Origin of the sequence: Ancylobacter sp. Lp-2, assembly GCF_020523795.1 — a bacterium.
Lineage (GTDB): Bacteria > Pseudomonadota > Alphaproteobacteria > Rhizobiales > Xanthobacteraceae > Ancylobacter.
Window position 1 is genome coordinate 343,294 of record NZ_JAJALI010000004.1, and the last position, 17,838, is coordinate 361,131.

14 protein-coding genes are annotated in these 17,838 nt (G+C 66.4%); 6 read left to right on the forward strand and 8 right to left on the reverse strand.

All coding sequences use genetic code 11. The features are described 5' to 3' along the window. Positions 1-7: 7 nt before the first annotated feature. Complete coding sequence (locus LGR54_RS13045) at positions 8-415, reverse strand: DUF1236 domain-containing protein (RefSeq protein ID WP_230362386.1); 408 nt, start codon at positions 413-415, stop codon at positions 8-10. Positions 416-544: 129 nt separating this feature from the next. Further along, on the reverse strand, positions 545-1,804 hold the full coding sequence (locus LGR54_RS13050; protein ID WP_230362387.1) for a multidrug effflux MFS transporter: 1,260 nt from the start codon (positions 1,802-1,804) through the stop codon (positions 545-547). 243 nt (positions 1,805-2,047) lie between these two features. Between LGR54_RS13050 and LGR54_RS13055 the strand changes: the two genes are divergently transcribed. Continuing rightward, positions 2,048-2,539, forward strand: a complete 492-nt coding sequence (locus tag LGR54_RS13055; RefSeq protein ID WP_230362388.1) for a hypothetical protein — start codon at positions 2,048-2,050, stop codon at positions 2,537-2,539. Between the two features lie 56 nt (positions 2,540-2,595). Here LGR54_RS13055 and LGR54_RS13060 read toward each other — a convergent pair whose 3' ends face one another. The 6 genes from LGR54_RS13060 to LGR54_RS13085 form a co-directional block, all read right to left on the reverse strand. Next, a complete protein-coding gene (locus tag LGR54_RS13060; protein ID WP_230362389.1) occupies positions 2,596-4,008 on the reverse strand; it encodes a TRAP transporter large permease subunit in 1,413 nt (470 codons plus the stop codon). Between the two features lie 61 nt (positions 4,009-4,069). After that, positions 4,070-4,609, reverse strand: coding sequence for a TRAP transporter small permease subunit (locus tag LGR54_RS13065; RefSeq protein WP_230362390.1), 540 nt, complete (start codon positions 4,607-4,609; stop codon positions 4,070-4,072). Positions 4,610-5,092: 483 nt separating this feature from the next. Further along, on the reverse strand, positions 5,093-6,523 hold the full coding sequence (locus LGR54_RS13070) for a basic amino acid/polyamine antiporter (protein WP_230362391.1): 1,431 nt from the start codon (positions 6,521-6,523) through the stop codon (positions 5,093-5,095). 93 nt (positions 6,524-6,616) lie between these two features. Beyond that, entirely contained in the window at positions 6,617-7,852 is a 1,236-nt protein-coding gene (locus LGR54_RS13075) for an arginine deiminase (RefSeq protein ID WP_230362392.1), read from the reverse strand. Between the two features lie 27 nt (positions 7,853-7,879). After that, positions 7,880-9,313: a basic amino acid/polyamine antiporter gene (locus LGR54_RS13080; protein WP_230362393.1), complete on the reverse strand. Its 1,434-nt coding sequence runs from the start codon at positions 9,311-9,313 to the stop codon at positions 7,880-7,882. A 667-nt stretch (positions 9,314-9,980) separates the two neighbouring features. Then, entirely contained in the window at positions 9,981-10,649 is a 669-nt protein-coding gene (locus LGR54_RS13085) for a YoaK family protein (protein WP_230362394.1), read from the reverse strand. Between the two features lie 39 nt (positions 10,650-10,688). Here LGR54_RS13085 and LGR54_RS13090 point away from each other — a divergent pair, with 39 nt between their 5' ends. From LGR54_RS13090 to LGR54_RS13110, 5 genes are all read left to right on the forward strand, one after another. Beyond that, complete coding sequence (locus LGR54_RS13090) at positions 10,689-13,955, forward strand: AAA family ATPase (RefSeq protein WP_230362395.1); 3,267 nt, start codon at positions 10,689-10,691, stop codon at positions 13,953-13,955. Further along, positions 13,952-15,187 carry a YcaO-like family protein gene (locus tag LGR54_RS13095; protein ID WP_230362396.1) on the forward strand — a complete coding sequence of 412 codons (1,236 nt, stop codon included), beginning with the start codon at positions 13,952-13,954 and terminating at the stop codon, positions 15,185-15,187. Before LGR54_RS13090 ends, LGR54_RS13095 begins: the two co-directional genes overlap by 4 nt. Continuing rightward, complete coding sequence (locus LGR54_RS13100) at positions 15,184-15,960, forward strand: TfuA-like protein (RefSeq protein ID WP_230362397.1); 777 nt, start codon at positions 15,184-15,186, stop codon at positions 15,958-15,960. Before LGR54_RS13095 ends, LGR54_RS13100 begins: the two co-directional genes overlap by 4 nt. Before the next feature lie 68 nt (positions 15,961-16,028). Continuing rightward, positions 16,029-17,261 (forward strand): hypothetical protein, encoded by a 1,233-nt coding sequence (locus LGR54_RS13105; RefSeq protein ID WP_230362398.1) that lies wholly within the window; start codon positions 16,029-16,031, stop codon positions 17,259-17,261. A 48-nt stretch (positions 17,262-17,309) separates the two neighbouring features. Continuing rightward, positions 17,310-17,831, forward strand: a complete 522-nt coding sequence (locus tag LGR54_RS13110) for a hypothetical protein (RefSeq protein WP_230362399.1) — start codon at positions 17,310-17,312, stop codon at positions 17,829-17,831. The last annotated feature ends 7 nt before the right edge of the window (positions 17,832-17,838 follow it).

The following is a 17,838-nucleotide window of genomic DNA, read 5'->3' on the forward strand; positions in this document are numbered from 1 at the left end:
TGCCGCGTTATTCCAAGATTTGGACCACGCGATGGGTGCGCGGATCGACGAGAACGGTCTGATCGTTCACGACCGTATACCGGTATTCGGGCACCCCGTATTCCGGCGGCACTTCGTAATAGCGGACGCCGCCAGCGGGCAACTCTGCCCCCACGACGACTTCCCGCTCATAGGCGTAGGAAGGCACGCGCTCTTCCACGACATAGTGGTGGAAGCGGGCGCGGTGGTCCTCTGCGATGCCGCCCACGACGGCGCCGGCTACACCGCCCACCACGACCCCTACCGGGCCGCCGACGATGGCGCCGCCGACGGCGCCGGACGTGGCACCGGCGGCAACGCCGGCCCCCTGTTGGGCAGTCGCGGCGAGAGGAACCGAAATCAGCAATGCGGTCGCAATAAGTGCGTGACGTATCATGATATACTCCCGTTACCCAGCGCCCGTTGCGAACACATGGACAACGCGGAAAATCGTCAGCCGTTCCAAAATCGGAGAGATGACGAAAATACCATCGGGAGGAATCGAATCTACAGAGCGGTCGAAATTCTACTTCTTCACGAGCAGCGAGACATTTTGCGAGTGTGCCCCGAACAACCGTCCGCGCTCCGCGAAAAGCACGAATCCGAGGGCGCCAATACCAAAAAGGGCGAAGCCCAAGGTGAGCGGAAGCGTGGTGCCGTCGAACATCTGGCCCAGGCTCGAGCCCATCACCGCCCCGCCGATGGTCGTGGTGAAGCCGAGTAGCGACGACGCCGTCCCCGCCACGTGACCGACCGGCTCCATCGCCATGGCATTGAAGTTCGACACCACGAGGCCGAAGAAGAACATCGTGACCGCCTGCAGCACCACGAAAAGCAGCAGCGATTCATGCCCCATCATCACCAGCACCGCATGGGTACAGGTGACGGCGAGGTAGCCGAGCAGGGCCGCATGCGACACCCGGCGCATACCCAGCCGCTCGACGATGCGGGCATTCAGAAACGACGACATGGCCATGAAGAGGGCGATGCCGGCGAAGATCATCGTGAACAGGCCGGCCGCATTGAAGACGTCGGCGAACACCTGCTGGGCACTGGTGATGAAGGCGAACAGCCCGCTCATGATCATCGTCATCGCGAACATGTAGCCGACGCTGATGCGACTGCGGAGCACCAGCCCGAAGGCATAGGCGATGCCACGGGAGGAAATCGGAATGCGATCGTCGGGATGCAGGGTTTCCGGCAGCCGCGCCACTATCCAGAAAATCAGGATCGTGCCGAAGATCAGCAGCATGCCGAAAATCGCCCGCCAGGGGGCGACCAGCACGATCAGCTGGCCGATCGACGGCGCGATGACCGGCACGGCGAGGAAGACGATGAAGGCAAGCGACATCACGCGGGCCATCTGCCGGCCCGAATAGCAGTCGCGCACGATGGCGACGGCCAGGATGCGGGTTGCCGCGGCACCGACGCCCTGCAGGGCCCGCGCCATCATCATCACCTCGAAGCTGGTGGCGAACGCCGCTCCCAGCGAGGCGATCGTGTAGATGACCATGCCCACCAGCAGCACGCTGCGACGCCCGAAGCGGTCGGCCAACGGGCCATAGACGATCTGCGCCGCACCGAAGCCCAGCAGATAGCTGGTGATGATGAGCTGCGTGTGGTTGGCGGTATCGATGTTCAGCGCCTGCCCGATCTCGGGCAGCGAAGGCAGCATCGAATCGATGGCGATGGCGTTGGTCGCCATCATCATGGCGATGAGGCCGACGAACTGCTTGAACCCCATGCCGGGATGGGGATTATCCGGCGTGGGAAGCGCAGAATTCATGCTTGAAATATCCAGGATGCGGCGGACTTTGGGCCGCCTTATCGCCCAATCGCGCCAGCGGCACAATTGAGCGGAAGAGGTAGAACGACGGAACGGCCATCGGCCTCCGGCGCAGCGAAGGCCTTGCAACACGTTCCAGGATAAGAAGATTAGACCGCTAGCGGGTCGTATTTATGACCGATAACATGATTGTGCAATCGCCGGCGAACCACCTTCGCCGCGATCCAGAGGGGGAGCACCATCATGTTCGATCCGACGACCTGGGTCGGTTTTCATACCTGGCTGAGCCTGATCGGCATCGCCACCGGCTTTTCCGTGCTTGCTGATCTCATTGCCAGCCGCGACCGGCCGATACTCGCCGCGATCTTTCTCGCGACCGCCTTCGCCACCAGCGCCACCGGCTTCGGCTTTCCCTTTTCGGGGATCCTGCCGTCCCACGTCGTCGGCGGCGTCGCCCTGCTGATCCTGGCGGTGACGATTCCGGCTCGCTACGCCTTCAACCGAACCGGCCATGCCCGCTGGATCTATGCCGCCGGATCGGTGGCCAGCCTCTATCTTCTGGTGTTCGTCGGCGTGGCGCAGGCCTTCGCCAAGATCCCGGCCCTGCGCGCGGCGGCGCCGACCCAGTCCGAGCCGCCCTTCGCCGTCGCAGAGGGCGCGGTGCTGCTGATCTTCGTGCTGCTCGGACTGGCGGCAGTCCGGGGTTCGGCGGGCCGGACGAAACCCGCCGTCTGACATTCAGTGGGTCGAGAAAACCGGGTGCCGGCCGCCATGGCGGCCGGCACCATCTGTCAGAACTTCGGCGGCGCCATGTCGAGCGCCGGCCCATCGAGGGGCTGGATGTTGAGCTCGATGGTCGACGGATCGACCCCCGTCCCGGCGTCGATCCAGTAGGTCACCGATTCCGGCCACATGATCACGATCACCACCAGGATCAGCTGCATCACCAGCCACGGAATCGCGCCCCAGTAGATCTGCGAGGTGCGGATCGAGGGCGGCGCGATGCCGCGCAGGTAGAACAGCGCGAAGCCGAAGGGCGGGTGCATGAACGCGGTCTGCATGTTCACGCACAGCAGCACACCGAACCAGATCAGGTTGATGTCGAGCTTCACCGCCACCGGCACCAAGAGCGGGATGATGATGAAGGCGATCTCGAAGAAGTCGAGGAAGAAGGCGATGAAGAACACGAAGATGTTGACGAAGATCAGGAAGCCGACCCGGCCGCCCGGCAGCTGCGACAGCAGGTGCTCGATCCAGCGCGAGCCGTCCATGCCCTGGAACACAAGGCTGAACACGGTGGCGCCGATGAGGATGAACACCACCATGGCGGTCAGCCGCATGGTCGAGGCCATCGCCTGACGGATAAGGGTCCAGGTGAGACGCCGGTGCAGCGCGGCGAGCACGATGGCACCCACGGCGCCCATGGCGCCGGCCTCTGTCGGCGTGGCCAGACCGAGCGCCAGCGTGCCGAGCACCAGCGCGATCAGCACGATGGAGGGGATCATGCCCCACAGCACCTGCTTGATCAGCGGCCAGCCGCCCTCCCCGATCGCCTCCGGCGGCAGCGGCGGCATGGTCTGCGGCTTGATGAACGACAGGATCAGCACATAGCCGAGGAACAGCAGCACCTGCAGGATCGAAGGCCCGATGGCGCCGAGATACATATCGCCGACCGGCTTGCCGAGCTGCTCGGCGAGCACGATCAGCACCAGCGAGGGCGGGATGAGCTGGGTGATGGTGCCGGACGCGGCGATCACGCCGGTGGCGAGCTTCTGGTCGTAGCCATAGCGCATCATCACCGGCAGCGAGATCACGCCCATGGCGATCACCGAGGCCGCCACCGTGCCGGTGATGGCACCGAGAATGGCGCCGACGATGATCACCGCATAGGCGAGACCGCCGGGAACCTTGCCGAACAGCTTTCCGGTGCCCTCGAGCAGGTCCTCGGCGAGGCCACAACGCTCGAGGATGGCGCCCATGAAGGTGAAGAACGGAATCGCCAGCAGCAGGTCGTTGGAGATGATGCCGTAGAAGCGCAGCGGCAGCGCCTGCAGGAAGCTGGGGTGGAAATGATCGGTCAGGATGCCGATCGTGCCGAAAAACAGGCCGACGGCGATCAGCGAAAAGGCGACCGGAAAGCCGATGATCATGAAGCAGATCATGCCGCCGAACATCAGCGGGGGCATCACGCCATGGGAGAACATGTCGGGCTCACTCGTGACGAGGAAGGAGAGAGGCGGCGGGAGGGCGCGGTGGGGCGCCGCATCACTGCAGCGGCTTCTCGTAATGGGTTTCGACGGTGATATCGCCGTGCAGCGCCGCGAGTCGCTTGATCAGCTCCGACGCACCCTGAAGCGTCAGGAGAAAGAAGCCGAGCGGCAGCAGCAGCTTGGCCGGCCAGAGGATCAGGCCGCCGGCATTCTGCGAGACCTCGTCGGAGACAAAGGCCTGCCAGAAAAAGGGAAAGCTCAGCCAGGCGAGATAGAGGCTGGCCGGGATCAGGATGACGACGAAGCCGATGGTGTCGATCCACAGCCGCCCCCGGTCGGAGAGCATCATGTAGACGAGGTCGACCCGCACATGCTCGTTCCGGTTCAGCGTGTAGGAGGCGCCGAGCAGCACCACCGCCCCGAACAGGTACCACTGGATCTCCAGCAGGCCGTTGGTGCTGTAGCTGAAGAGATAGCGCACGGTGGCATTGCCGGCGCTGATCAGACAGGAAAGGAGCACGCAGTAGTCGGCTAGGCGGCCGAAGCGCTCATTGATCCAGTCGATCGCGCGACTGAAGGCGAGAAGCCCACTCATTGCAACGTTTTCCCCTCGTTATCGGCAGCGTTTCTGGTTGTTCCGTTGCTTCCGCCGATTATAGCCACGCACGCAAGTTAGACGATCGTCTCACTTAGGTATTCCGGCACGCCGGGCGGCATCGCGCAGGACCCCTCCACGCACGTGCCGACCGCCTCAGGCAGAAAAGCTGAACCGTTGGGGAAAGCAAGCTGCATCGGCGCCTGCCGCTTCAAAACCGCAGACGCCGTAACGTAAGCGCCACGGCCGGCGGCAGTTCCCGCCAACGCCTTTCTCCGGACACCACTCCCCCGACGGAGCCGGCAGCATCCCGCGGTGCGAAGGTCCGGAGCGGGAGGCGATGGCGCACAGGTCGGGGAACGGCCGATCGAGGAGCTTCAAGGCCCCGCCCCTCGGCACTATGGCCGCGCCAAGCCGACCGATCGAAGCGGCCGATACCGACACGCCGCTTCCGTTCGATCGGCTATTCCTCCGGAACGAGGCTCAAACACCGATCCGGCCGGTCGCCAAGCCGTAAATGGCCAGCACCGCGCCGGCGGCGGCGGCGGCGAACAGCAGCGTCTCCGCCCGCGTGAATACCGGCTGGCCGCGCTCCCGCTGGGCCAGCACGAACAGCACCGTGCCCGGCACATAGATCACCAGCGACAGCAGCAGGAACTTCAGCCCGCCGGCATAGACAAGCCCGGCGGCATAGAGCGTCGCGAGCGCCGCCCGGACGAGGTCGGCGCCGCGTCCCCTCGGCTCCAGCACATAGATGCCGCCCTGCCAGGCCAGCTTCAGCGCATAGGCGGCGGTGAGCAAGTAGGGAAGCAGGATCATCGACGAGGTGAGCTTCAGCGCCAGCAGGAAGGCCTGTTCGGCGAACAGCGTCAGGATGAGGAAGAGCTGGATCAGGCTGTTGGTCAGCCACAGCGCGGCGAAGGGCACCTTGTTGCGGTTTTCCGCCGTGAGGAAGGCCGGCATGCTCTGCATCTTCGCCGCCGAGAACAGCACCTCCGCCGCCAGCAGCGACCAGGAGAGATAAGCGCCCAGGACCGACACGATGAGGCCGACGCTGATGAACACCGCGCCCCACCGCCCGACCACCGCCTGCAACACGCCGGCCATGGAGGGATTGCGCAGCTCGGCGAGGTCGGGGCGCAGCATCACGCCATAGGACAGCATCGTCACCAGCACCAGCAGGCACAGAACGCCGAGAAAGCCGAGCAGGGTGGCGAGGCCGACATCCTCGCGTCGCCGGGCGTAGCGGGAGTAGACGCTGGCGCCCTCGATGCCGACGAAGACGAACACCGTCACCAGCATGGTGCCGCGCACCTGGGTGAACAGGCCCTCGGCCTCCAGCCCCGGCCCGCCGTGGAAATTGACGGCGAAGATGTCCGCCTTGAAGCCGAGGCCGACGAAGACGAGGAAGATCAGGATCGGGATGATCTTCGCCACGGTGACGACGGTGTTGATGAACGCCGCCTCGCGCACGCCGCGCAGGATCAGGAAATGCACCACCCACACGCCGACCGAGGAGATCGCGACCGCCGCCACCGTGTTGCCGTCGCCGAAGATCGGGAACAGCGCGCCGAGCGTCGACTTGATCAGCACCCAGTAGGAGACGTTGCCGAGGCAGCAGACTGTCCAGTAGCCGAGCGCCGAGAGGAAGCCGAGATAATTGCCGAAGCCGGCCTTGGCATAGGCATAGACGCCGGCGTCGAGGTCCGGCTGGCGCCGCGACAGGGTCTGGAAAACGAAGGCCAGCATCAGCATGCCGCCGCCGGCGATCCCCCAGGCGATCAGCGCGCCGAGCCCGCCGGTGACGCGCCCGAAGGTCTGCGGCAGCGAGAAGATGCCGGCGCCGACCATCGAGCCGACCACCATGGCCGTCAGGGTCGGCAGCGCGAATTTCTGTTCCGTCGGCTGGCTCATTCCGGCTGGCACTCGCTTGCGGAGAACAATGTGCAAAGAAGAAGGGGACGATGCGGGCTGCCGCACCGTCCCCTTCGTCGAGGTCTCTTACGCTCAGAAATCCACGGCGTCGCGGATGATCGGGCAGGTCATGCAATGGCCGCCGCCACGCCCGCGCCCGAGCTCGGAGCCGTCGATGGTGATGACCTCGATGCCGGCCTTGCGCAGCAGGGTGTTGGCGTAGGTGTTGCGGTCATAGGCGAACACCACGCCCGGCGAGGCGCAGACGAGATTGGCGCCGGAATCCCACTGGGTGCGCTCGCGCATGTAATCGTTGCCGCCGGTCTCGACGACGCGGATTTCCTTGAGGCCGAGTGCCTCGCGCACCGTCTCGACCAGCCCCTTGTCCTTGGACAGCTCGACGCCGCCCTTGCCGTCCGGGCGGTAGGAGAAGCATTCGATCTTGTCGACGATATCGGGGTAGAGCAACACGCAGTCGCGGTCGGCGAAGGTGAACACGGTGTCGAGATGCATCGCCGCGCGCAGCTTCGGCATGGCGGCGATGATGACCCGCTCGGCGGCGCCCTGCGCGAACAGCGCCGCGGCAAGCTGGCTGATCGCCTGGCGCGAGGTGCGCTCGCTCATGCCGATCAGCACGTTGCCCTTGCCGATGGGCATGACGTCGCCGCCTTCCAGCGTGGCAAGGCCCCAGTCCTTGGTCGGGTCGCCCCACCAGACATTCACCTTGCCGGCGAAGTCGGGGTGGAACTTGTAGATCGACGATGTGAGGATGGTCTCCTCATGCCGCGCCGGCCAGTAGAGCGGGTTCTGCGTCACGCCGCCATAGATCCAGCAGGTGGTGTCGCGGGTGTAGAGCGTGTTGGGCAGCGGCGGCAGCAGGTACTCGTTGACGCCGGCGGCGTCGCGGATCAGCGCCAGCGTGTCGCCGCCGATGGTCTCGGGGAATTCATAGGTGGACAGGCCGCCGATCAGCGTCTCGGCGAGCTGGCGGTTGGGCAGTCCGTCGAGATAGGAGCGCACCTCGTCGACGAAGCCGAGGCCAATGGTGTTCGGCACCACCTGATGATCGAGAATCCATTTCCTGGCTTCCGGGATGGCGACCGTCTCGGTGAGCAAATTGTGCATCTCCACCACCTCGATGCCGCGCTCGCGCATCTTGTTGATGAAGTCGAAATGGTCGCGCTTGGCGACGTCGACCCACAGCACGTCGTCGAACAAGAGGGCGTCGCAATTGCTCGGGGTCAGGCGCTGATGCGCGCGCCCGGGCGCGCAGACCATCACCTTGCGCAGTTGGCCGACCTCGGAGTGAACGCCGAAGGGGGTTTCCATGGGGGGCTCCTTTGGTGCCTGTTCTTGTCAGGGAGTGATGAGGCCGGTGGCGAGGCCGTAGACGCCGACGAGGCCCGCGACCAGCGTGATGCCGAAGATGATCAGTTCGGCGGGCGTGAACAGCTGCGCCCGCTGCTCGCGCCGCGCCCAGAAATAGAGGATGGTGCCGGGGATATAGAGCACGGCCACCAGCAGCACGTATTTCAGGCCGGCGGCGAAGAACATGAACAGCGTGTAGACGACGGCGATCCAGGCGAAGATCTGGTCGCGCCCGCGCTTGTTCTCGGCCCCCTCATAGCCGACGCCGCTGCGCGCCAGCAGCACGCCGTAGCCCGCCACCAGGAGATAGGGCAGCAGCGCGGTCACGCTGGTCATGTCGAGCATGATGTTGAAGGCGTCGCGCGACCAGTAGGTCGAGATGACGAACAGCGAGACGACGATGTTGGTCAGCCACAACGCGTTGGCCGGCACCCGGTTGGGGTTCTGCGCGGCGAACAGCTTCGGCATGTCGTTCGACTTGGCGGCGGCGAACAGCACCTCCGCGCAGATCAGCGACCAGGCGAGATAGGCGCCGAGCACCGAGACAAGCACGCCGATGGAGATGAACACCGCCCCCCAATGCCCGACGACCAGTTCCAGCGCGCCGGCGAGCGAGGGGTTCGGCACCCCCGCGATCGCCGCGCGCGGCGCGGTGGCGAAGGGCAGCAGGGTCACCGCCACCATCAGCCCGGTGACGGCGACGAAGCCGAGAATGGTGGCCGAGCCGACATCCGAGCGCGTCTTGGCATAGCGCGAATAGACGCTGGCGCCCTCGATGCCGAGGAACACGAAGACGGTGATCAGCATGGTGTCGCGCACCTGCGCCACCAGCGTCTTTTCCGGCATGCCGATGCCGCCGAAGAAGTTCTCCGAGAACTGCGTGTAGTTGAAGAAGAACACGAAGGCCAGCACCGCGACGATCAGCGGCACGATCTTGGCGACGGTGACGACGGTGTTGATGAAGGTCGCCTGCTCGACGCCGCGCAGGATCATGAAATGGAACGCCCAGATGCCGACCAGCGACACGATGATGGCGATGGCGCTCGACCCGTCTCCGAAGAGTTCCGGAAAGAAGCGCCCCAGCGTCGAGCCGATCAGCACCCAGTAGAACACGTTGCCGAGGCAGCTGCCGAGCCAGTACCCGAAGGCCGACAGGAAGCCCATATAGTCGCCGAAGCCCGCCTTGGCGTAGGCGAACACGCCCGAATCGATGTCGGGCCGCCGCGCCGCCAGAGCCTGGAACACCCGTGCCAGCATGTACATGCCGGTGCCCGCGATGGCCCAGGCGATGATGGCGCCGAAGGGACCGGTGGCGGTGGCGAAACGGCCGGGCAGGTTGAAGATGCCGGCACCGACCATCGAGCCGATCACCATGGCGGTGAGCGAAAACAGAGAAAGTTTGCCAGCCGACTTCTCAGCCATGATGGGGCCTCATCAGAAAAGGGAAAGGTGAAGGGTCAATTTCGACGTGCAAAAGATATCGACTGCAATCACCTCACGCTCGACCGCACCAACGTACCGATGATAGGCATTTTTCTCACATACGCACCCGGAACCTATCCCGCACGTGCTAATAGAACTCGCAATTCTCTACCGCATTGCGAAAAATTACTGCCGCGCCAGGCCGGGTGTCATGTGTCCGAAACCGGACACGAAACCTTATCCTGCAATGAGCACGCGACGACGGAGCCTCGGAAGTCGACCCGCTCCACGTCGACCAGCGGAACCGCAACTTTTCTCATGTATAGCCGCCGACGTACCCGTCGTTTTCCGCGTCACCGGGTGAGGTTGGAAGCTGCTCCGGTGCGGAATTGCGGTTCCGACGGCATGGCGACGAGCGGAATCGACCGGCGGCACGGCGGCGAGGTGGAAGTGTCGCCTGCCAGCATGATCGGCCCGATGATGGCGCCGCGCGACCGCCATCGGCTAAGCCGAACTCGGCCTCCCGACCTGCAAGACCCTCGGCATGGGCTGTGCGGCCGTCACGAATAGCCGGCTCGCATCCGGTCGATGGTGGCTGGCAGCACGGGCGTCGCGCCGTCCTCGCCTCCATCCGTCTTCGGGCATCCATGCCGCCATCTGGCACGGGCTATGGCGCGTCTCTTGCCACTATCGGAAGGATGGCGAGGAGAGGCGGCAACAGGAAAGCCCACGTGTCGAGGCCGATGAAAAGCCCCGCGGCGACGAGACATCCAAGCGCAAAGGCAACGACCGAAGGGAACATCCGCCGAATGCGCGCCACGGCCTCCTGCCGATTGTTCGGCGCGACGTCCTGAAGAAGCGACGCGACATCCAACATGATCTGTGTCGTCGTCATGGTCATCACCGTCGTCGGCGGCGCACTGGCGAGATGAAGGCGATGAGTGGCGTTCTGCATGGCCATGGCTCCGACAAGCACCATGCCGGTCACAAGCGCTTGCCACGCATCGCCATCTGCGAACGGACCGAAATGGATGGCCATGGCCGCCGCCACCGCCAGCAGGCCCGCCTTCGAGCAAAGCAGTATCCGAAAGGCAGGCAGCGCCCGCTTCTCAAGCCCGCCCGCGAGGAGTTGCGTCGCCACCACGACGGCGCAGAAGACAGGCAGCGCCACCAATTTGGCTATGGCCCCCGACGTGCCGTGAGCCAGCGACGCCCCGAATGTGACGAAGTTGCCGGTGACATGCGTCGTGAACAGCCCATGCAAGGATAGAAAGCCGAGGGTATCGACGTAGCCGCCATTCAAGCTCAGCAGGAGAGATGTTCGTCTCGATTCCATGAGCCGAGCATAGCATGCACGGCAAAGGCTTGAAGCCTCATGGAGCCGGGAGACGTCGGCGCGCGTACCCGGAGACAGGCTGATCCGATCGCCGACACCGGACCGCTTCGAGGCAGTCTCCCTCGCGTCCCCGGCCCCTTGGCCGGGGGGAGCGGAAAACCCCGGCAGAAACGGCCGTCAGCGAACCTGACGGCAGGCGATCAGATCCGTCGCATCACATCGCCTGCATGGGTTACTATGTCGTCTTCACGGAGCTCGCCGCCGATGCCAGCCAGTGAAGTCCAGCCCGCCGCGCTCTCAGGCGAACGCCTGCAGGTGACGGCACTGTTCTACGACATCGTGGGATCGGTGGAGCTGATCACCCGCCTCGATCCGGAGATGGTCGCGACCATGCAGCGGGCGCTGCATAACGAGGCGATCGCGGCGATCCAGAAATTCGGCGGCACCGTCCAGCAATTGCAGGGCGATGGAGGGTGCGCCTATTTCGGGATTCCGACCCCGCAGGAAGATGCGGCCGAATGCGCCGTCAATGCCGCCCTGGAACTCGTCGCCCGGTGCAAGCTGCTGCAACATGAGCAGGGCGAGCGCCTGATGGTCCGGGTCGGCATCGCCACCAGCATGGTGGTCGTAGCCGCGACCCAGGGTACTCGCCTGCCAGGCCAGATCGAGGTGATCGGGATCGCGCCCGCCCTTGCCGCCCGTATCCAGTCCGATGCCGCGCCCAACAGCGTCGTCGTCGCCGATACGACCTTTCGCCTCACGCAGGGCGCATTCGAATTCGAGCCGCTCGGCGATCACCTGCCGAAAGGCTTCACCGAGCCGGTCAGCCTTTGGCGAGCCGCCACGCGTCGGCCGACCGCCGACCGCTTTTCGGCAAGCCGCCGCGTGAGCGCGCCGCTCATCGGCCGGGAAAAGGAGCTCGACCTCTGTCGCCGGCACTGGGCATCGGCGCTCGACGGCAAGGGGCAGCTCGTCGTCATTCATGGCGAGGCCGGCATCGGCAAGTCTCGGCTGGTGGCCGAACTTCGCAGCGACATGCCGGCAACTGCCCACGTCATCGTGCTGCAATGCAAGCCGCGCGGCGACACCCGTCCGCTTCACCCGTTTCTGGATCTGTTGGAACACGAGTTGGGAGGCGCGGCCGGCAGCACGGACTTGAACGCGCGCCTCCACGCCTATCTTCGAAGCCAGCAGCTCGATGTGCCGGAAGAAGACGCGGAGATCATCGCCTTTCTCTACCGGCAACATATTGGCATGCAGGCCCCGGCCTCCGTCGATCTCGATCCCGCGGCGGAGGACCGCCGGGTCCGGTGCCAGGACGCCATGCTGCGCCTCCTCTGCGGACGGGCGAACCCGTGCCTGATCGTCATCGAGGACCTCCATTGGGCCGACAGCCTGACCGCGGCAGTCGTCGAGCGGCTTCCGCTCGCCATCGGTGCCCTGCCCGTGCTGGTCGTGGTCACGGCGCGCGACGAGGTCGGGCTCGATGGTATCGACGGCGCCAACGTCGCCTCGCTGCAACTGTCCCACCTCGACGCCGACGCGACCTCGCAGTTGTGCCGGTCGATCTGGGGGAGCGACGCCCCCAGCGATCTCGTCGCCTTCGTCCATGAGCGCAGCGACGGCGTACCGCTGTTCGCCGAGCAGTTGACCTGCTTGCTCCTGGAAACATCGGACAAGCAGCCGCCCCCCTCATCTTCGACCGATTGGAGCCAGGCGCTCCCCTCCGGGGCCATCCTGTCGTTGCAGGACCTCGTCGCGGCACGTCTATCGACGCTTGGGCCGTTGCGCCGGCTCGCCCAGGTCGCCGGGGCCATCGGGCGCGAGTTCGACCTCGACCTCCTCGGCCACATGGTGAAGGCCGACGCATTGCCGCGTCCGCTCGACGACGCCATGCGGCAGCTGGTGCGGGCCGGCATCTTCACGGCCGGGGGCATCGAGGCGGAAGGGACCTACCGCTTCCGGCACGTGCTGATCCAGGAGGCGGCCTATGAGAGCCTGCTGAAGGCCGAGCGACGCCAGCTGCACGCACATATCGTCGAGCTCGTCACCTCGGGAGCGGTCCCGCCGCTCACCGACGACCTGCTCGCCTGGCATTACGAGCAGGCCGAGCGGCCGCTCGATGCGGCGCGCTGCGCGATACGGGCGGCGACGGGGTGCATGGCCCGCTCGGCGATGATCGAGGCGGACCGGCTGCTAAATTTCGCCCAGCGGCAGCTCGAGGAGATCGCTCCAGATACCGCCCAGGAACTGCAGCTGGAGCTGCTGTCGGCACGCGGCCCGGTGGCGGCGGCGCTGTTCGGCCGGGGCTCACCGCAGGCCGGTGCGGTGTACGATCAGGGTGTCGCGCTGTGCGGGACGTCGGCGACGCAGGACCGGGCGAGATGGTTCCCGCTCTACTGGGGCTGGTGGTTCACCGCTCCCAGCTACGAAGCCCAGAGGGCCCGCTCGGACATCATCGTCCGCGACCTCGAGGCGACCGCCGATCCGGAGGTGCGGCTGCAATCGCTCCACTGCGCCTGGGCGACGAATTTCGATGCCGGCCGTCACGCCTACTGCCTCGACTGCATCAAGGCCGGACTGGCTCTTTACAACGAGCACCGCGCCCGGCTGGGCAGCTTCCGCTATGGCGGCCACGACGCAAGAGTATGCGGCCTCGGCGAGCGCGCGCTGTCACTGTGGTTCACCGGAGACGAAGAAGGTTCGGCCCGCGCCATGAAGGAGGCGCTCGACTGGGCCGAGAAGCTCGCCCATCCCGACAGCCTGTTCCATGCGCTCGACTATGCCGTCGGGCTGTCGCGCTACCGGCACGACCTGCACGGCGCGATTTCGGTGGCCGAGCGCATGCGCGCCATCGCCGAGCAGCGGACGCTGCCGGGCGGGCGGGCCAAGGCGAAGCTGTTCGGCGGCTGGGCGCGCGCTTTGCTCGGCGACGAGAGGCAGGGTCTCGCCGAATTCGACGAAGGCTTTGCCCTGCAACGGGAAATCGGCACGGAGGAGAACCTGCCGATCTATCACGACATGCGGGCCGAACTTCTGGCGCAGGCCGGCCAGTTCGACGAGGCGCTGGCCATCGTCGACCGGGCGATCACCGGTAGCAGCCAGAGCGGGCAGGTGTTCTGGTTGCCGGAACTCCATCGCCGCCGCAGCCGCCTGCGCCACGCGCTGGGAGCGAGCGCCGAAGAGGCGGCCGCCGATCTCCATCGCGCCATCGAACTGGCGGAGGGCCACGCCGCCACGGCGCTCGTCGTGCGTGCCCGGGCCGACCTCGGGCAGCTCGGCCTTCGCGACATTCCGCCCACATGATCGCCGCCCACATGATCGCCGCCGATCCTCTCGTTCCGGCCGACCTGACCATCTCGCTGGCGCGCGAGCGCGAACGCCCCGTCCTGTCGCCGGCCGAGTTCGACGCCCGCACCGCCGCCCTCGTGCGCGGCGTGCTGGACCGGCGGCAGAGCTTCGGCATCACCCGCCTCGGCTCGGTCACCCGGCTCGATCGCGTCGGCCTCGTGGTGACGCAGGTGGTCCGGCCGCTCGCTTTGTCCAATGTGGTCTCCCAGGGCAAGGGCCTCGACCCCATGCGCGCCGCCGCCTCAGGATTGATGGAGGCGCTGGAGAGCTGGGCCGGCGAGCGGATCGAGCCTGCGCGGCTCACGACGCGGGCCGCCATCGACATGCCCGGCGAGCTGCGCCGGCTCTATGCCGGCAGCCTCCTCCATCGCGGCGACCTCGGCTGGGACCGGATCGCGCTGCGGTGGATCGACGGCTGGGACCTGTTCACCGACCGGTGCCTGCCGGTGCCTGCGGCGCTGGTGGACACCGCCTATACCTACCCCTCGCCGCATCCGGTGGCGTTTCCGCGCTCGACGACCGGGCTGGCCGCCGCCGCGACGCTGCACGGCGCCATCGTCCATGCTGGCCTCGAAGTGCTGGAACGGGCTGGCGTCGCGGCGGCTACCCACGAGCCGCATTTCTTCGACCGCGCGCAACTCGCTTCCGCCGCCATCGACTGGCCGCTGTCGGGGCAGATGCTCGCCCGCATCGGCGCGGCGGGGCTGATTGCCGGCATCTGGCGGGTGGGCGCGGAGCACGGCCTTCCCATTTATTGGTGCCACGTCGTCGAGAACGAGGGGACCGAGGAAGTCGCGCCACTGCCAGGCGAGGGGTTCGGCTGCGACTTCACCCATGACGCCGCGCTGGCAAAGGCGTTGATGGAGGCCTGCCAGGCGCGGGCGACGGCGATCGCCGGCGCGCGCGAGGACATTACGCGCCGTTTCTACCCCGACCGGCACGACCGCAGCCGGCTCGACGGATGGCGCCAGCAGATTCTCGGCAATAGCTGCCATTCGCCGCCGCCGGAGGTGGCGGCGCCCGGCTCCCCGCCCGAGGCGCTCGACCGCCTACTGCGGGCGCTCGAGAGCGCCGGCGCGAGGGCCGCGCTCGTCGTGCCGCTGTTCCACCTCGCCGACCCGGAGCTCCACGTCATCCGGCTGGTCGTGCCGCCGCTGCGCCATGTTCCGGCGGGGGTGGCCTCGTGACCTCGCGGGACGACATCGTGGTGTTCCTCGGCCCCACCCTGTCGCGGGAGCGAGCGATGGAGTGCCTGGAGGCGACCTATCTGCCGCCCGCCGAACAGGGCTCGCTGGTCCGGGCGGTGCGGGAGCTGAGGCCGCGAGCGGTGGTGCTGATCGACGGCAGCTTCTCCCGCGTGCCCGCCATCCGACACAAGGAAATCCTCTGGACGCTGGCGCAGGACATCCCGGTGTTCGGCGCGGCGAGCATCGGCGCGGTGCGCGCGGCGGAACTGGAGCCGTTTGGCATGCTCGGCCATGGGCTGATCTATCGCTGGTACCGCCGCACGCCCTTCGCTGATGATGACGAGGTGGCGGTGGCGATGATGCCGGCCGAACTCGGTGCCGCGCCGCTCAGCGACGCCCTCGTCAACATCCGCCTGACCCTGGCGGCCGCCCGCCGCGCCGGCGTTCTCTCCGAGGCGCTGCGGCGCGCCGTCGAGACCATCGCGCGGCGTACCTACTTCCTCGACCGCCTCTATGCGCCGATCCTCGCCTCGGCCCGGAGCGTGCTGCCGGCGGAAGCCCATGCCGAACTCGACCGCTTCGAGCACTGGTGGCCGGACCACGCCGTCGACCATAAGCGGGCCGACGCCCTCGGCCTGCTGCGGCTTCTGGCGACGACGCCGGACCTGCTGCGCCCGCCGGCGGTGCGGCCGGGCTTCCGCCTGACCGAGGCCTGGGCGCATGACCTCGACGCCGCCGGCCTTCTCGCGCCGGACATCGCCGACGTTACGTAAGTACAACCGCGATCATGACAGCGACGGTATAGCGTGACAGGCTGCGCAACGCTGGGTGGAGACCGACCATGTATGGCGGGAACGCAGGGCGAGCGACGACACGTGCGGACGCCGCGCGGCTCGGCACCCGCTTCCTTGTCTTTCCCCAGCCATCCTTCATTCCCGGCTATGAGCGGCCCGAGAGCGTATGGATCTCAACACCGCTCGGCGGCGTGACCGCCGGACCGGCCGACCGGCGCATGTATGTCGTCGATCCCGTCGGCGTGAAGCTCCCCTACCAGTACCCCTATCTCCCGCCCTATCGGGGCCCCGCCTGCCCGCCCGTCCCGCCCGGGCCGGACGGGCACTTCGACCAGCTGCCGGTCGGCACGCGGGAGTTCCAGGCTGCGCATGTCTTCGCCTGCGTGCGGCGCGTGCTCGACATTTGCGAAAGCTATTGGGGCGAGGAAATCCCCTGGTTCTTCCAGCCGACCCAGGAACGGCTGGAGATCGTGCCGCAGATCGACTGGGACAATGCGCAATCCGGCTTCGGGTTTCTCGAACTCGGCGAGGAGCGGGTCCGCAGCGATCCGCAACCTTTCGCCCTCAACTTCGACGCCGTGGCCCACGAGGTCGGGCATCTCGTGCTGTTCGGCGCCATGGGCGTGCCGCGTCGCGAGCCGCCGCGTGACTATTTCGCCTATCACGAGGCGGTCTCCGACTTCATCGCGCTGCTCAGCCTGCTGCATTTCGATATCGCGCTCGACCTGATCCTCCGGCGCACCCGCGGCAATCTGCTGCTCACCAACGAGTTCGATCGTTTCGCCGAATTGAGCGATGAGAAGGAGGTGCGGCGCTTCAACCATTCGCTGAAGATGGCGGATGTCGGCCCCGAAGTGCACGACCTCTCCAAGCCCTTCGCTGGCGCGCTGTTCGACACGCTGATCGAGATCTACCAGCTGCTGCTCTTCGAGCGCGGCCTCTCCGATCTCGATCCGCGCCGCTTCTGGAACCTGCGCAGCGAATTGTCGGAAGAACAGCTCGAACAGGAATTCTCCGCGTCGCTGGTCGACTATGAGCGGCGCCATTTCGCGGCAAAGGCGGCGCTGGAGGAAGCGCGGGATGTTCTCGGCGACACGCTGCTGGGGTCGTGGCGGCGGCTGGATCCCACGCAGCTGACCTATGCGGATGCCGCCGAGGCGCTGGTCCGCACCGCCGAGACGGGCGCGGCCCGCCGCTTTGCCGACCGCTTCGAAGCCTGCTTCGCCTGGCGCGGCGTGCTGCAGGCGCCGGAACAAATGCAGTGGCTCTCAACGCCTTGAAAGGAACGGATCGCACATCGGTTCGGGAACAACGAAGGAGCGACCACCATGCTGTCGGAAAACACGCCGGCCCCGCCGGAACCACCCGTCTACCGGCCCAACGAGATCCTGCTCTACGGCGTGCAGCTCAATGCCAACTACAATTTCGCCGACATACCGTTCGACCCGGTCGTCGCGATGGATCGGCCCGGCATCGTCCTGCGCCTCCAGGCCCACAAGGCGGAAGATCAGCTGGGTACCTTGCCGCTGGGCGGCGACCAGATGTCGATCATCATCGCCTATGGCTATGCCTATGAGGGGAGCTGCTATCGCTTCGACCGGCCCCGCCTGCTGCTGCTGGCGCCCGCCGTCGCCCACCTCAAGGCCGCGGGCTGCGGCTTCGACGAAAGCTACGACATGTGGCGCATCACCTCGAAGACCATGCTGCTCGACATCACCATCGCCGCCGGCTTGGCGGAAGAACTGATCCTCGCCGCGAACCTGCCGGGCAACCGCCTGCCGAACACCTATGGAAATCACATGGAGCTCGCCCATCGCGGGGGGCGGCTCAACCGAGGCGGCGGCGCCTAACCGAGGC

Excerpts from the sequence above, each read along its gene's own strand:
- LGR54_RS13105 (WP_230362398.1), top strand. The coding sequence starts at position 16,029 with ATGTATGGCGGGAACGCAGGGCGAGCGACGACACGTGCGGACGCCGCG.
- LGR54_RS13085 (WP_230362394.1), bottom strand. The coding sequence starts at position 10,649 with ATGGAATCGAGACGAACATCTCTCCTGCTGAGCTTGAATGGCGGCTAC.
- LGR54_RS13050 (WP_230362387.1), bottom strand. The coding sequence starts at position 1,804 with ATGAATTCTGCGCTTCCCACGCCGGATAATCCCCATCCCGGCATGGGG.
- LGR54_RS13095 (WP_230362396.1), top strand. The coding sequence starts at position 13,952 with ATGATCGCCGCCCACATGATCGCCGCCGATCCTCTCGTTCCGGCCGAC.
- LGR54_RS13080 (WP_230362393.1), bottom strand. The coding sequence starts at position 9,313 with ATGGCTGAGAAGTCGGCTGGCAAACTTTCTCTGTTTTCGCTCACCGCC.
- LGR54_RS13060 (WP_230362389.1), bottom strand. The coding sequence starts at position 4,008 with ATGTTCTCCCATGGCGTGATGCCCCCGCTGATGTTCGGCGGCATGATC.
- LGR54_RS13075 (WP_230362392.1), bottom strand. The coding sequence starts at position 7,852 with ATGGAAACCCCCTTCGGCGTTCACTCCGAGGTCGGCCAACTGCGCAAG.
- LGR54_RS13055 (WP_230362388.1), top strand. The coding sequence starts at position 2,048 with ATGTTCGATCCGACGACCTGGGTCGGTTTTCATACCTGGCTGAGCCTG.
- LGR54_RS13065 (WP_230362390.1), bottom strand. The coding sequence starts at position 4,609 with ATGAGTGGGCTTCTCGCCTTCAGTCGCGCGATCGACTGGATCAATGAG.
- LGR54_RS13090 (WP_230362395.1), top strand. The coding sequence starts at position 10,689 with ATGGAGCCGGGAGACGTCGGCGCGCGTACCCGGAGACAGGCTGATCCG.
- LGR54_RS13045 (WP_230362386.1), bottom strand. The coding sequence starts at position 415 with ATGATACGTCACGCACTTATTGCGACCGCATTGCTGATTTCGGTTCCT.
- LGR54_RS13110 (WP_230362399.1), top strand. The coding sequence starts at position 17,310 with ATGCTGTCGGAAAACACGCCGGCCCCGCCGGAACCACCCGTCTACCGG.
- LGR54_RS13070 (WP_230362391.1), bottom strand. The coding sequence starts at position 6,523 with ATGAGCCAGCCGACGGAACAGAAATTCGCGCTGCCGACCCTGACGGCC.